The 14,149-nt window shown below is 62.9% G+C and carries 15 protein-coding genes and 1 pseudogene; 10 read left to right on the forward strand and 6 right to left on the reverse strand.

Annotated features, from left to right (window positions below):
- On the forward strand, positions 1-945 hold a 945-nt coding region (locus E3T48_RS17025), incomplete at its 5' end, for a protein-tyrosine phosphatase family protein (protein ID WP_198417693.1).
- A gap of 429 nt (positions 946-1,374) precedes the next feature.
- On the opposite strand, the pseudogene E3T48_RS17370 reads toward E3T48_RS17025, so the two are convergent.
- Positions 1,375-1,524: pseudogene (locus E3T48_RS17370) on the reverse strand (Txe/YoeB family addiction module toxin); the annotation flags it as partial.
- A 382-nt stretch (positions 1,525-1,906) separates the two neighbouring features.
- Between E3T48_RS17370 and E3T48_RS16270 the strand changes: the two are divergent.
- Positions 1,907-2,167, forward strand: coding sequence for an AbrB/MazE/SpoVT family DNA-binding domain-containing protein (locus E3T48_RS16270; RefSeq protein ID WP_134525055.1), 261 nt, complete (start codon positions 1,907-1,909; stop codon positions 2,165-2,167).
- The gene (locus tag E3T48_RS16275) at positions 2,164-2,571 is read left to right on the forward strand and encodes a PIN domain-containing protein (protein ID WP_166789779.1); all 408 of its coding nucleotides are present in this window, start codon (positions 2,164-2,166) and stop codon (positions 2,569-2,571) included. The genes E3T48_RS16270 and E3T48_RS16275 overlap by 4 nt, the downstream gene beginning before the upstream one ends.
- A 161-nt stretch (positions 2,572-2,732) precedes the next feature.
- On the opposite strand, the gene E3T48_RS16280 is transcribed toward E3T48_RS16275, so the two are convergent.
- Both E3T48_RS16280 and E3T48_RS16285 read right to left on the reverse strand, forming a co-directional pair.
- Complete coding sequence (locus E3T48_RS16280) at positions 2,733-3,263, reverse strand: GNAT family N-acetyltransferase (protein ID WP_134525057.1); 531 nt, start codon at positions 3,261-3,263, stop codon at positions 2,733-2,735.
- Positions 3,260-3,541 carry a type II toxin-antitoxin system TacA family antitoxin gene (locus E3T48_RS16285; RefSeq protein ID WP_134525058.1) on the reverse strand — a complete coding sequence of 94 codons (282 nt, stop codon included), beginning with the start codon at positions 3,539-3,541 and terminating at the stop codon, positions 3,260-3,262. Before E3T48_RS16285 ends, E3T48_RS16280 begins: the two co-directional genes overlap by 4 nt.
- A gap of 385 nt (positions 3,542-3,926) precedes the next feature.
- On the opposite strand from E3T48_RS16285, the gene E3T48_RS16290 reads away from it, so the two are divergent.
- Positions 3,927-4,187: a hypothetical protein gene (locus tag E3T48_RS16290; protein ID WP_134525059.1), complete on the forward strand. Its 261-nt coding sequence runs from the start codon at positions 3,927-3,929 to the stop codon at positions 4,185-4,187.
- A 177-nt stretch (positions 4,188-4,364) separates the two neighbouring features.
- Here E3T48_RS16290 and E3T48_RS16295 read toward each other — a convergent pair whose 3' ends face one another.
- The 3 genes from E3T48_RS16295 to E3T48_RS16305 form a co-directional block, all read right to left on the reverse strand.
- Positions 4,365-4,772, reverse strand: coding sequence for a uracil-DNA glycosylase family protein (locus tag E3T48_RS16295; RefSeq protein WP_134525060.1), 408 nt, complete (start codon positions 4,770-4,772; stop codon positions 4,365-4,367).
- A gap of 105 nt (positions 4,773-4,877) precedes the next feature.
- Entirely contained in the window at positions 4,878-5,399 is a 522-nt protein-coding gene (locus tag E3T48_RS16300; protein ID WP_134525061.1) for a GNAT family N-acetyltransferase, read from the reverse strand.
- Positions 5,396-5,692: a type II toxin-antitoxin system TacA family antitoxin gene (locus E3T48_RS16305; RefSeq protein ID WP_134525062.1), complete on the reverse strand. Its 297-nt coding sequence runs from the start codon at positions 5,690-5,692 to the stop codon at positions 5,396-5,398. Before E3T48_RS16305 ends, E3T48_RS16300 begins: the two co-directional genes overlap by 4 nt.
- Before the next feature lie 953 nt (positions 5,693-6,645).
- Here E3T48_RS16305 and E3T48_RS16310 point away from each other — a divergent pair.
- The 6 genes from E3T48_RS16310 to E3T48_RS16340 all read left to right on the forward strand — a co-directional run bounded on the left by E3T48_RS16310 (position 6,646) and on the right by E3T48_RS16340 (position 14,019).
- Positions 6,646-6,987, forward strand: a complete 342-nt coding sequence (locus tag E3T48_RS16310; protein WP_134525063.1) for a hypothetical protein — start codon at positions 6,646-6,648, stop codon at positions 6,985-6,987.
- 520 nt (positions 6,988-7,507) lie between these two features.
- A complete protein-coding gene (locus tag E3T48_RS16320) occupies positions 7,508-8,200 on the forward strand; it encodes a 3'-5' exonuclease (RefSeq protein WP_134525065.1) in 693 nt (230 codons plus the stop codon).
- A gap of 228 nt (positions 8,201-8,428) precedes the next feature.
- Positions 8,429-9,268, forward strand: coding sequence for a G5 domain-containing protein (locus tag E3T48_RS16325; RefSeq protein ID WP_134525066.1), 840 nt, complete (start codon positions 8,429-8,431; stop codon positions 9,266-9,268).
- A 359-nt stretch (positions 9,269-9,627) separates the two neighbouring features.
- Entirely contained in the window at positions 9,628-10,026 is a 399-nt protein-coding gene (locus E3T48_RS16330; protein WP_134525067.1) for a (deoxy)nucleoside triphosphate pyrophosphohydrolase, read from the forward strand.
- Between the two features lie 113 nt (positions 10,027-10,139).
- Positions 10,140-12,941, forward strand: coding sequence for a DEAD/DEAH box helicase (locus tag E3T48_RS16335; protein ID WP_241986887.1), 2,802 nt, complete (start codon positions 10,140-10,142; stop codon positions 12,939-12,941).
- A gap of 46 nt (positions 12,942-12,987) precedes the next feature.
- Entirely contained in the window at positions 12,988-14,019 is a 1,032-nt protein-coding gene (locus E3T48_RS16340) for an NADPH:quinone reductase (protein WP_134525069.1), read from the forward strand.
- Positions 14,020-14,149 lie beyond the last annotated feature (130 nt).

Genomic DNA, 14,149 nt, shown 5'->3' on the forward strand with positions numbered 1-14,149 from the left:
ACAGTCGTGGCCGGTCGCGCCGCCTTCGCCGGCCGCGCCCTCCTCGCCGACGTCGCCATCCTCGCCGGCCGGGCGGGCCTCGGGGCGGCGGCCGAGGCTGCTCGAGCCGAGGCTGCTCGAGCCGAGGCTGCTCGAGCCGAGGCTGCTCGAGCCGAGGCTGCTCGAGCCGACGGTGGTCGAGCCGAGGCTGCTCGAGCCGACGGTGGTCGAGCCGACGGTGGTCGAGCTCGTCGAGACCCCGCGACCCCCGACCGTCGTGACCCGACCCGCCCCGACAGTCGTGCTCCGGGCGCCCCCGACCGCCGGGACCCGACCTCCTCCGACCGCCGTGACCCGACCCGCCCCGACCGTCGCGACCCGCTGATTCCCGACCGTCGAGCCGACCTCGCCGACCAGGCCCACGACGATTCCACGGCCCCCGACCGGCGCCCCCGCCGCGACCGCGCCAACACCACCTGGCCGGCCGCCGACCGCCTGCCCTACGCCACCTTCGGCGACATCTCGACCCTGGTGCGGCATCCGCACGACCCCGGCGTCTGGCTCGGCGCGGTCGGCGCCCTCGATGCGCTCCCCGACGAGATCGACGCCGTGGTCTCGCTCTGCCGGGTGGGCCGAAGCCAGGTTCCCGCGCGCATCCGCCCGGAGAACCGGGTGGCGGTCTGGCTGGTCGACGAGGTCGACCCGCGGGCCAACCCCAACCTCACCTTCGTACTCTGGGACACCGTCGACGCGATCGCGGCGCTCCGGGCCGAGGGGCGCACCGTGCTCGTGCACTGCGTGCAGGCGATCAGCCGCACCCCCACGGTCGGCGCTCTCTACGCGGCGAGGCACCGGGGCGTGCCGATCGAGCAGGCGTTGCGCGAGGTGACGGATGCCCTCCCGCACGCCAACCCGAACGCCACCTTCATCGAGGCCCTCACGCCCAGGTCGATGGGCGGCTTCTGACCCAAGCCGGTGGCCGAGCCCGCCCTCGGTGGTCGAGCCTGCCCCGGTGGTCGAGCCTGCCCCCCGGTGGTCGAGCCTGCCCCGGTGGTCGAGCCTGTCGAGACCGCGAGTCCTGATTTCGACGGGCTCAATCCCCGGTGGTCGAGCCTGCCCCCCCCGGTGGTCGAGCCTGTCGAGACCCCGCGTCGTGATTTCGACGGGCTCAATCCCCGGTGGTCGAGCCTCGAGACCCTCGTGGCGCACCCAGCGGAAGCGGGCGCACGGTCCAACCTGGGCCCGCTTCCGCACCCTGCGCCGGGAGGCGGTCCTGGCGTCACTTCCCGGATGCCTCCGCCATCTCCGAGGGGTCGAGCCCGCCGAGGACCCCATCACTGGTCGTTTCGACTACGACCATATGAAGGCCATCCATCGACACCTCTTTCAGGATGGTCAGTAGCGGTATCGCGCCGCGATGATCACGAGCTGATTCTCTTCGACGGCGTAGACGAGTCGATGCTCGTCGGTGATTCGGCGCGACCAGTAGCCCGCGAGCTGATGTTTGAGTGCCTCGGGCTTGCCGATGCCGGTGAGCTGGGCCCGCCCCTGTGAGACCGTGATGGCCATGTCCTGTCCTTTCCGCCGTGTCTGGTATACAGAACCACTCTGCTGAGGCATCCGCGTGGCAGGAGCTGACGCGCTGGCCCCTCCGTGCATAACTCCTGCAAATCAGGGGGCACCTCACGGGTGTGCCCCTGAAACACTGGGTTCCGGCGGAAGGGCCGCTCAAATTGCAGGAGTTATGCACGGGAGGCGACGGCGACCGGTGTCGGCGGAACGTGTCCTTGCCGAGTTGCGCGCGAGAGCGGAGTCCAGCTACGGCTGACTGGCTTCCTGAGCCAGAAGGGGACTCCTCACGACGGCCCCGCCCGGAGCGTCAACTTACTGCTTGAAAGCAGGGCTTACCTCGGATGAAATGTAAGGCATGAAGGCGATTGTGACACTGAGCAGCAAGGGGCAGTTCACGCTGCCCGCAGCCCTGCGCGCAGCCCTCGGGTTGAAACAGGGTGATCGACTGCAGGTCTCCGTGGATGAGTCGGGCCGATCGCTCACGGTCTCCCGAGCGCTCGATCTCGACGAGCTCAGCGCGCGCATTTCCGGCTACGCGAAGCGGCGGACTCCAGTGACGGATGTCGACGCGTACTACCAGAAGCACCGCCTGGAGAGTCCCGAGTCGCGACCGTGACGGGCTCGCTGGACGCCAATGTCCTGCTCCGCCTGCTCCTCGACGACGTGCCAGAGCAGCACCAACTGGCCGTGTCCCTCGTCACCGACCATGGACCGAACGCCGTGTCCGATGTCGCAATGATTGAGACGATATTCGTGCTGGGTCGGGCGTATGAATTGACTCGTGCCGAACAATACGAGGCGGTCATGGGACTCCTCCGTCTTCCGATGATCGAGGGGCGATCAGACTTGTTCGAGGGAGCGTTTGCTGACTACCTCGGGCACCCGGAACTGTCGTTCGAGGACTGCTATCTCGTTGCGTTGGCGCAGACGGAGCGCCGCGAGCCGCTGTGGACCTTTGACCGCAAGCTCGCCCAACAGACGGATGCGCGGCTGGTGACGCTGGACGCCCTGAGCGCCTGACACCGGCACGGGCTGGCCGCCAGCCGGGCTACATCCCGGATGCCTCCGCGATCGCATCGAGCACCAGCGGAGGCACCCGCGTCAGCACGTAGCTTCCTCGCGTCGCCCCGCGCTCGCGGATCGCGCCAGGAGAATTGATGCTGGCCGACGCCACGGATGCCCTACTCGTCGGCGCTGCGATCGCGCTGTGCGGCGCTCGCACGGATGTCTTCGATGCTCAGAAACAGGGTCCTCTCGCTGAGCGAGGAAGGAAGGAATCCGAAATGCCGGTAGAAGCGCTCCGCTGAATCATCGATCGCGTGCACCAGCAGCGCACGCACGCCCACGGACGCGGCGGCGCCGGCTGCGCGAAGCACGGCATCCGTCAACAACGACGAGCCCAGGCCGATTCCCTGATGGTGTTCGTTGACGGCGAGCCGGCCGAGCAGAATGACCGGGATCGGGTCGGGCATGTTGCGCCGCACCCGCACGGGCGCCTCGTCGACGCTGACGGAAGACGCCGCGAGCGTGTAGTAGCCGGCGACGGAGTGCGCCGACTCCGCTGGGCAGGAGACGAAAGTGCGGGAGGCCCCTGATCCCTCATTCTTGAACGCCCGGTTTCGCAGCCAGGCGTCGAGGGTGGGATTGCCGCTGGCGAAGGAACCCCGATCGTGTTCGCGCGTGAGCGCGACCGGTCGCAGGTACCGCGTCATTCGTCGAAGACGGACGGCCGACGCAACAACGCGACAAGCTCGGCGACGGGGCGCGCGGGGGCATCCAGGCGTGCCTGGAATTCATTCCAGGCCGCCGGGGAGACGGAATACACGCGGCGATCGGAGAGCACCTCCTCCGCGCGCTCGGTGAGCGCTGCCACGGAGAACTCGCTGATGCTGCGGCCCAGTGCGGCGGCGGCGTGTTCGATGGTGCTCTTCTCGCGTGCACTCATGCGCACAGCGAGCCGCTCAGTTTTCGCGGCAGAGGATGCGGTCATGCCTCAAATGTACGCCTATCTGGTGTACGAATTCCAGGCGCACAGTCACGCCCGTGAGAAAGACGCCCGCGGGCCTGGGGCGCGTGCGAAATGCACCAGGGCTGGTCGGGCAATCCGGTCGCGCGCTTGTCCGCTGTGAAGCATGCTCCTCTGCGCGAACTGGACTTCGTGCCCGGCGGACCCATCCCTCACTCGTTCTTCCTGGCGGCCCAGGCCGTGCTCGAGGCGGCGCGGAAATTGATGCGGCGCTGCACCTCGTCGGGCAGACTACGAACCGTGATGACGGCCATACAGGTCCGACATGCACTGAAGACCCTGGAAATCTTAAAGGTACTTTGGTACTCTGCTACTCCAGGTAAACCACAGAGCAAACGAGGTGACGATCATGGCCATTGTCAGCCCCATCAAAGTAGACGCCACGACCGACAAAATGGTGGCGGATGCCGCCCACTTTCTAGGCCGAAGCAAGAAAGACATCGTCGACGCCGCAGTGCGCGACTACGTCGAGGCCCACCGGGGAGAGATCAACGACGGCATTCGTGCGGCACTCGCCCGGCTCGATGGAACGCGCGCCTCAGTCGTAGCCGAAATCTCTGGGTTGAGCGAAGCTGAGCTCAGCGAACTTGGCGGCGTCCCCGAGCGATGATGAGCGCACGGTAAGCGGATGCCGTCGGCCTGGTCACGGATACTGCCATCTGTCTTGGCTAACTGGACGAGACAGGAATCAAATCCAACAACAACAGTTCGCGCAATAGCGCCCGCTGCCGATGAACAGGCAGTGCCGAGACGTACGCATCGACATTTGCTTCAGTCTCGCCGGCCATCAAGAGCGGCAGGAGGTAGTCCCGGGCCTGGCGCCGAAGCGCTTCTTTGACATGAACTGCCGCACGCTCCGGTGGGCGTCGCCGCCGTGGGCGACGATGGCCAGGATGTCGGCGTGGAGGTCGAGGACGCGTTTGAGCGCGTCGAGTCCGTCGTCGAGAAGATTGTTCGGCAAGCCGTTGGGGTGCGTCTCGTGAACGTGCCACGGGTAGGCGTTCCACGGCACGATCTGGTCGTCGGTGAGGCCGACCGCGGCATAGACGTCGCCCATCCGCGCGGCCGTGCCTTCGTTGTTGTCCCGCGAGAGCATGCCGGATCCCTTCGCTCCGCCGGCCTGCGGTCCGGGGTTCGAGGACAAGGCGAGGATGACGGCGGTCGAGGCGCCGTAGTGCGGCGCGATGTACTGCACTGAGAAGTCTGGCTTTTCAAGAATGAGCTCATCGCAGAGGGTTGATCGGGCGAACCTGGGGTTCGCGGATGCGGCTCCCGCACCTTCTCCAAAGTTTGAGGCTAGTTATGAACTGGAACCCGCGAAAACGGCAATCAGGTGTTTCATCGGGATCATGAGTTGAAGGTCATCGAGAGGGGACGGGAAACAGTCGGCGTGATGCTCGTAGAATGCTCGAACTTCGTCATCCCGGGCGTGAATGAGAACTGCCATCGCTCCGACGCTTTCACTCAATTGGACCGCGCGCCGGAGCGCATCGCGGAAGAGGGCGACGCCGATGCCTTGACCCTTGTACTGAGAATCGACTGCGAGCCGGGCGAGAAGGATGCAAGGGATCTGCTTAGGTGCGGATCTCTGTAGCCCGAGGGGCGCGTCTTCTCGAGCGATGGCGCTGACGGTGATGGCATAGTAGCCAACAACTTTTTCTCCCACGCAGCTGACGTACGTGACTGCACTATTCGCACGTTGGTTCTGAAAGGCAAAGCGGTGCAGCCATTCATCCAGCTCCAACGCGCCAGACTCGAATGAGTCCCTGTCGTCGTCGCGCTCAAGCTTTCGAGGTAGCGAAGGCAGTGGTTGTGAAGTCACGATTCGTTGGCGAAAGGCGACGCGCGATTCGCCAGCTTCGAGAGCTTGCTTTCCGAAGCGAGGGGAAGTTCCAGCAGGCGATTAAATTCGGCCCACTGTGCGTCAGTGGCAACAAACCATCGACGATCGGCGAGAATCCTTTCCGCCTCGACGCTGGCGCTTTCCAGGATGAAATCAGTCATCGTTCGATCGGTAGCTTCTGCTGCTTTGCGAATGAGTTTTTCTTGCCGATCCGTGACCCGGACATTTAGGCGTTGGCTCTTGGACGGGCGTGTTGAAGCACTCGCGTTCATGTTTCCTCCTGTGTACGTCCATTGTGCGTACGGCCGTTAATCTTGTCAAGTCGTTGGAGCAGAGAAGGCCGTATCCGACTGAAGCCCGTCACTTCACTCTCAGGGTGGTCGACGACCGGCACGGCGGTGAAGCTCGACTACCTGCGCTGGCTCGGCTTCGAGGAGCACGTCGTCGAGGCTGTGGATGCCATCACCAAGCGCACGGGGGAGCCGCTCGCCGAGTCGATGGCGCGGGTGGAGGCCTACCCGCTCGCGCTGATCGCTAAGAGGGCGGATATCTCGCACAATGCCGCCCCGTTCGGCAGGCCGGGCTGTCGCAGGCGTCGCGCGCCCGGCTCACGGAGAAGTACGGGACGTCGGCGCGGCTGCTGGGCACGACTTTGGAGAGGATCCTCGAGGAACTCAGGGCGTAGGTTCCGCGCCGCGCGCACGGCAGAAGATCCGGGTGCCTATGCCTCCCGCCCCCACTCGGTGGAGTTGCCGGAGCAGCGTGCCTCGTGGCAGCTGTGACAATCGCCTATCAAGCGGGAGTAGCGCAAAACTCAAGCCCGAAACGCTGTGTACAGATGACGTTCACCTCTAACATCGTCGCCCAGGAGTCAGATACAGGTCCAGGATCGGGGCGGTCAATGTCAAGGGATGACGTCCGTGGCGGCGCCATAGTGGGGCGCGATGTCCGGCACAGAGAACCCGGGCAGCTCAAGCATGAGTTGATCGCAGAGTGCGTTGATGGCTCGCACCTGAGGCTCGTGGATTCGGCGCATCTGGTCGTCACGAAATGCTGGGTCAGACTTCCGTCGGGTCATGCCTGAAGCCTAGGTATGACCGAGGGGCACCCTCACTTCGGCGACACCCCAATTGGGGACAAAGAAGCAGATCGATGGCAATTTCTGCAGAGCGGGCCCGCTTAAGCTTGAAGGCGCGGAGTAGGCGCGCAATTGGGGGAGTAAAACGTGACTTCAGAAGAATTGCTTGTCGACATCGGTGCGCTGGTTGTGGCTTACTTCGGGATTCTGATTGGCACGGTTGGCCTGCCCTTTGTGGCCTCGTTCATTCTGGATGGCATCGTGCAGCTTCTGCGCGGCCGCGGCCCCAAGCTGTTTGTGCTTGCCCTCTTCTTCTCTGCCGTGCTTGCCGGTGGCGGATACCTCCTGTGGAAGTTCGGAACAGGCAATCCAACAGTGACTGCGCCGACACTGACCAGCATGGCCACGGTGGCCACGTATCTGCTCACCATCTCGATCGTGCTGGCGTTGATCGGCTTCGTGGCTCGATCGGTGAAGCTGCTCAGGTAGGGCCGAGGCCTAGATCTTTTACCTCACCCAGATGTCGCGTCAGTGAGTACCCCCAACCCAGCGCAGACCTGGCACCCATCAGCCCTCGGCAAGCACGTCACGAAGGCCCGTGATTGGCGGCTGACGCTGACCGGGCCCGACCTCATCGTCACCGTCGACGGGGAGCCTGTCACGCGCAAAATTGGCTCGTTCGGCGGGCTGACGGTGACCCCGGGCCGCGTCTGGGCACACCTCGAGCTGGAGCATCCAGACCGTCGCTTTCGCTTCCGCGGCATCCCGAACCGGCGGGCGGCATCCGGGACGCCAGCCACGCGCGGGCCCGGTTCGCCCGCGCCCTCGTGGCCCAGCCAGGGCGTCACCTGTTCGCCGTTGGTGACGACTGGCAGAGCATCAACCGGTTCGCGGGCGCTGACCTGTCGGTGATGACCGATTCGAGCACCTGTTCGGGCCGAGTGAGGTGCTGCGGCTGGAGCGCACGTTCCGTTTTCCGCAATCGATAGCGGATGTCTCCAGTCGGTTCGTGCTGCAGAACCCCAGCCAGCTGGTCAAGCGGGTCGTGTCCTCGACCGCGGATTTCCCGCCGACGATCGGCGCCGTCTCCGTCGACACCGATGCCGCCGTGAAGCCTGCGATCCGCCACCGGCTGAAGGTGCTGCACATGCACGTTCTGAGCGGCGCCATTCCAGAGGCCCAGGGCCGCAAGCTCACCGTGTTGGTGCTTGGCCGCTATCGGCACCAGAGCGACTACCTACCGGACTGCCGGGACTTTGCGGCAACCCTGGACGTGCGGTTCTCGACCATGCACGCCTCCAAAGGCGCGGAAGCGGACTACATCGTGATCCCGTGCATGGTCTCTGGCAAGTGGGGCTTTCCGAGTACCATCCCAAACGACCCGGTGCTGCGTATGGCGATGGCCGCCGCAGAAGAATTCAAGCGGGCCGAAGAGCGGCGACTGTTCTATGTGGCCATGACCCGCGCCAGGCGAGGCGTGCTCCTGGTGACCGTGAAGAACCGAGAGTCTCCGTTCTTGATGGAACTAGTTCGGGACCACGGCATCGTGCGTACCAACGCCATTGGAGAGGTACTTCCATCGATCGTGTGTCCAAGGTGCGGTCGCGCGTTCATGGTCGAACACACCAGCAAGCGTGGCGCGTTCCTGGGGTGTCGACGGTATCCGCGGTGCAAGGGGACAACGATCTCGAGTTCGAGTTGAGCGCAATTCTACGCACACTTGAGCTTGCCACGGGGCATCCGCCCTAGAGGCTCGAGCGCGGGCCCAGTATCGCGGGTTCCCCTGGCCCGAATGGGGGGCGCATCTAGATTTATGTAGTGATAACCTCACATCAAATGCTGCAATTAGCCAGGGGGGCAAGGTGCTTGTTTACGCCATGAATCTATCGTCCGCGGATCGAACTGCTGCCACCTGCTACATGGCCTCTGCATGAGTGCGAGCAGCGCACTCGCGAAACATTTTGACCCGCTGAGGACAGACGAAGGCCGGATTGCCACCAAATGGTGGTGGGTTGGCGGCGTTGGCCTGGGATTGGCGTTGGTGGCAATTTTTGGCGGTGTATTTTGGTCGATTGTTACCGCAATCGGGCTACTCGGTTGCATCGCTGGGGCCATTGCGATTGCACATGGATCCGCCAAGTTCTTTCGCCTAGGCTCTCGATCAAGTGGCCAGGCCGTGCTGGTGGCCGGCGTCATCGTTCTGCTCATAGGAACTGCAGCCAATGCGGCGACTCACCCAACCTCTGCAACCACCACGGGTGTGCCACCGGCCGCCTCCGGATCCGTGAGGCTAGAGCACAAAACGACTCCCAGTCCGACTCCAACCCGGGTAGAGACAGAAGCGGAGGTTAAGGAGGTTGCCGAAATCCCATTTGAGTTAACATCCGTCGACGACAGCACTAGCGACGTTGGCACGACGGTAGTGACGACCACTGGCCAAAATGGCGAGGTCACTATGATCTACCTGGCTAAGTACGTTGATGGCGTTGAAATTTCTCGGACTCTGAGTCGCGAAGTGGTAACACTTCTACCAATCGCGCAGGTCACTTCAGTTGGTTCCAGGCAGCCGGCACCGCCTCCGCCTCCACCTGCTGCGCAGAGTGATTGCAATTCGAACTACGCAGACGTCTGCGTTCCGATTGCAAGCGACGTGGACTGCGCTGGAGGAAGCGGCAACGGCCCCGCGTATGTTGATGGGCCCCTCCGAGTCGTAGGCACGGATGAATATGACCTCGATCGCGATGGCGATGGGATCGCTTGCGACAAGTGATGATGGATCGGACGGCAGCGATTCCCCGACCCCGCGAACTCCTAACGGTTCCCGACTGCAATCGGAGCACTTGTCGAATGCGCCCGGGCAGAGAACGGACAGCGCGAAACGATAGGCCGCCGCGACACCTGCACCTCGCCGCTCTCATGCGCGCTGAGCACCATGGCCAGCGGCCCGGCCAAGTGGCCGCGTGAATCTGCCAACTGATAGTTCCCCCATCGGCGACGCAAGCGCGCCTCCCTCGATCTCTCGGGATCGTTCTGTGCGGCGTTCCCCATCCCCAACCGGGGCGGGTTTCGGCTCGCCACCGCTGGCTAAGCTGGCCATACGGATCGACGGTCAAGCAACGGAGAACACACTTGAAGAAAAGGATCAATGTGGTCGGTGCGGTCCTCACAAGAGGGAAAACAATCCTCGCGGCACAGCGGAGCTCGACAATGTCATTGCCCGGCATGTGGGAATTCCCCGGAGGCAAGATCGAGTCAAACGAGTCACCGCAACAGGCGTTGCTCCGCGAACTCGAAGAAGAGCTGCTCTGCACCGCAGAAATCGGCAAGCATATCGAAACCACAGAGCACGAGTACGACTTCGGCATCGTCATCCTCACGACCTACTACTGCTCGCTCATCGGTGATGAACCCCGCCTGACGGAGCACTCGGAGCTGCGGTGGGTGCAAGCCTCCGAGCTTGATCAGCTCGAATGGGCCCCTGCCGACATCCCCGCAGTCGAGCGCGTGATGAAGGACTTCCTGGTTTGAGTGAGACTCGCAGTCAACTAACGCTCGACAATGCTTTTGGCTTCCTAGATTCACACGTCATAGCTGACCAGGTCTTTCATCCCGCTCTTGTATCGAACGCCAATGGCCAGACAATGCTCAAAACGATCCTTGATGAGCTCAAGCGGTCGCGCAACTTCGTGTTCTCGGTCGCATTCATCGCACCGAGCGCGGTCGCCCTGCTCAAACAGTCACTCCTCGACTACCGAGGAACGGGCACGATCATCACCTCCACCTATCTCGGATTCAACTCACCTGCCGCGTTCCGTGAACTCCTTAACCTCGATGGCGTCGATGTCTTCGTCTATCCAGACTCCGCTGCTGGGTTCCACGCGAAAGGGTACATATTCGAGCAGGAGTCGAGCACCACAGCGATCGTCGGCAGCTCGAACTTGACCGCCTCGGCGCTGCTGAAAAACCAGGAATGGAATTTGCGCTTTTCGGCTTTGCCCGATGGCGACATCGTGCAGCAGCTGAAGTGCGCGGTGCAGGCGCATCTGGATGCTTCGACCCCCTTGACGCGTAGATGGATCGATGAATACGCGCTGACCTGGGCTCCGCAGCCACCCCCTCTTCAAGGATCCACCTGGGTTGAGTCGACCGGTGATGCGCTGCCAATGGGACTAATTGTCCCAAATTCAATGCAGGTTGAGGCACTCTCCGAGATTCAAGCTTTGCGGGACGCCGGGGAGAGCCGTGCAGTCGTCATTTCGGCGACAGGGACCGGAAAGACCATCCTCTCCGCGCTCGACGTGCGGGCGTACGCGCCAAAACGGATGTTGTTTGTCGTCCACCGGGAGCAGATTCTGGACCGCGCGATCGATGAATTCAAGCGCGTGCTTAGTGCCCCGGCCAGCGACTTCGGCAAATTTGTCGGATCGAAGAAAGAGCTCGATCGTCGCTATGTGTTCGCATCGATCCAATCACTTTCTCGGCCGGAGAACCTTCGCGAGATTGAGCCTGATGCCTTTGACTACGTTCTGATAGACGAGGTTCATCGCGCAGGCGCCGCGAGCTATCGCACGCTGATCGATTACCTTGAGCCGGCCTTCCTTCTCGGGATGACAGCAACTCCGGAGCGCACAGATGAGTTCAACGTGTTTGAGCTGTTTGACTTCAACGTGCCCTACGAAATCCGGTTGCAGAAGGCGCTCGAGGCTGACATGTTGGCGCCGTTCCACTACTACGGGGTTACTGACTACGTGAAAGCAGACGGCGAAGTCATCGATCAAGTGGCGGATCTCAGCCGATTGGTCGCTTCTGAACGCGTGGACCATCTCGTGTCGACCATCGAAACATATGGCCACGCCGGCGTGCCTGTCAAAGGGTTGATCTTCTGCAGCAAGAACGCCGAAGCGGCTGAGCTCTCTCAAATTCTTAATCAGCGGGACGTCCACGGGCAACGACTTCGAACACTCGCGTTGAGCGGAAAACACTCGGTCGAGGAGCGCGAGCTGGCGGTGCAGATGTTGGAGCGCGGTGAACTTGACTACATCGCGACTGTCGATATCTTCAACGAAGGCATCGACATCCCGTCTGTCAATCAAGTTGTCATGCTCCGTCAGACGTTGTCGAGCATCGTCTTCACGCAGCAGTTGGGCCGTGGACTGCGCAAGGCTGCTGGCAAAGACCACCTCGTGGTGATCGACTTCATTGGCAACTACGACAACAACTACCTGATCCCCATCGCGCTTTTCGGCGATAGCACCCTCAACAAGGATTCGATTCGCAAGAAGATCATCGATGCTCAAGAAGCTGGAGCAATAGCCGGCCTCTCAAGCGTCAATTTTGACGCGATCTCAAGAGAGAAGATCTTTGCTTCCCTCGCGACCACAACTCTCGACAGCATGTCAAACCTGAAAAAAGCCTTCGTCGACCTCAAGAACCGCCTTGGTCGGTCGCCGCTCCTCATGGATTTCGCGCGCTTCGACACCGTCGACCCGACGGTCATTGCGACCAAGCAGAAGAATTACTGGAGGTTTCTTGACAAGGTTGGGGCAACGGATGCCCCGGCCGGAGCCTTCGAAGATGCTGTCCTGACCTTCCTCTCCGTAGAACTGCTCAATGGAAAGCGGCCCCATGAGCTACTGCTTCTCGACAAGCTGCTGTTGCATCCTGTTGGAGTGACGGTCGAGGACTATCAAACTGCGCTCGGGGTGAGCGGGCTGGACAACGATCAGGCGACTCTCAATTCCGTCCTGGCGGTGCTCAGCCTGACTTTCTTCACCAAAGCGGAAGCTGCGAAATACGGTGCCGTCCCGGTCGTCTCCCTTGACGACGGCGCATACCGCCTCAGCGAGAAATTCGCGATGGCATGGGGTGCAGATCCGGTCTTCCAAATGCACGTTCGCGATGTCGTTGACACGGGACTGTATCTTGCGCGCCACCGATACAAGTGGAGCGGGGAGCTGGAAGTGGGGCAGCGCTACTCTCGCAAAGACGTCTGCCGTTTGCTCAATTGGCAGTCAAACCAGCAGAGCACCATCTATGGATACAAGGTCGACTATTTCTCGAACAGTTGCCCAATTTTCGTGACCTATCACAAGGGTCCCGACGTGTCCGAGAGCACGAAGTATGAGGATGAGTTCCTCAACCCGTCAACCCTGACCTGGTACACCCGGAGTAGACGAACACTCGCGAGTGGTGAGGTGAAAGCCATTGTTGAGAATCAGCTCCCGCTGCACGTGTTCGCAAAGAAAGACGATGCAGAGGGCACTGACTTCTACTATCTCGGCAGAGCCAAGTCTCAGGATGCTCGCCAGACGAAAATGTCAGGAGAGACTGGGCCTGACGTTGTCTCCATGACGCTTGGCCTGGCGAGCCCAATCGAGTCGAGCCTCTACGAGTACTTTGCGGCTTCGGTGGCAGCCATTCAGGGACCGGTTTCCATGGGGTAGACGACAGGTCGGGAAACTTTCGGGTGGTGTTCGTGTTCTCCTTGACATGAAGTCCATTGTGTACAACCAGACCGGTGACCCGTCCGTGCTTCAGCTCGTCGAGCGGCCGGTGACCGAACCCGGAGCCGGCGAGGTGCGGGTGCGGATCGTGGTCAGCGGTGTGAACCCCACCGATTGGAAGTCGCGCCGCGGCTCGGCACCGGGCGAGGCGCTCGCGTTTAACGACGTAGTGCCCGGGCAGGACGGCGCCGGCATCGTGGAGGCGGTCGGCGCCGGAGTACAGCACGTCAGCGTGGGCGACCGGGTGTGGCTGGCACTCGCCGCCTACCAGCGCGCGCACAGCGGCACGGCCCAGGAGCACGCCGTGCTTCCCGCCGAGCGCGTCGTCCCGCTCCCCGCGAATGCGAGCTTCGACCAAGGGGCGAGCCTCGGGGTGCCGGCGATCACGGCGTATCGCGCGCTGACGGTGGCCGAAGACGGACCGCGGCGGCTACACCCGGGCGCCCTGGCTGGCAAGGTGGTGCTGGTGGCCGGCGGGGCAGGTGCGGTCGGGCACGCGGCGATCCAACTGGCCCGGTGGGCGGGGGCATCCATTGTCACGACCGTGAGCGGGCCGGCGAAAGCGGCGCTCGCCACGGCCGCCGGCGCGCAGCACGTGCTCACCTACACCGACCCGAACATCGTGGAGCAGATCCGGGCGATCGCACCGGAGGGGGTGGACCTGATCGTCGAGGTCGCGCCGGCCCAGAATGCGCGGCTCGACCTGGCCGTCATCCGCAACCGCGGGTCGATCGCGGTCTACGCCAACAACGGCGGCGACCAGGTAACTCTCGACGTGCGCCGGCACTTCGGCCTCAACGTGCGCTACCAGTTCGTGCTGCTCTACACGGTGGGTGCCGACGTGATTCGGGCGGCGGCCGAGGACATCAACGCCGCGCTCGCCGACGGCGCCCTAGCCGTGGGGGAGGAGGCGGGGCTGACGCTCCACCGCTTCGACCTCGCGCACACTGCGGATGCCCACGCGCTGGTCGAGAGCGGCGCGGTCGGCAAGGTGCTCATTGACGTCTCGGTTGGGTGAGCCAGGCTTCGGCGACGGTAACGATTTCGCAAAGGACACGCTTGTGCCAGCGAGAACGCCCATGGCCGAGCTCTGTTCCTGCTCAAGGTCGGTGGGTTTCTCATCGCAGCTGTGGCGTCCTGGATGATGT

The sequence above is a fragment of the Cryobacterium fucosi genome, assembly GCF_004403515.1.
Lineage (GTDB): Bacteria > Actinomycetota > Actinomycetes > Actinomycetales > Microbacteriaceae > Cryobacterium > Cryobacterium fucosi.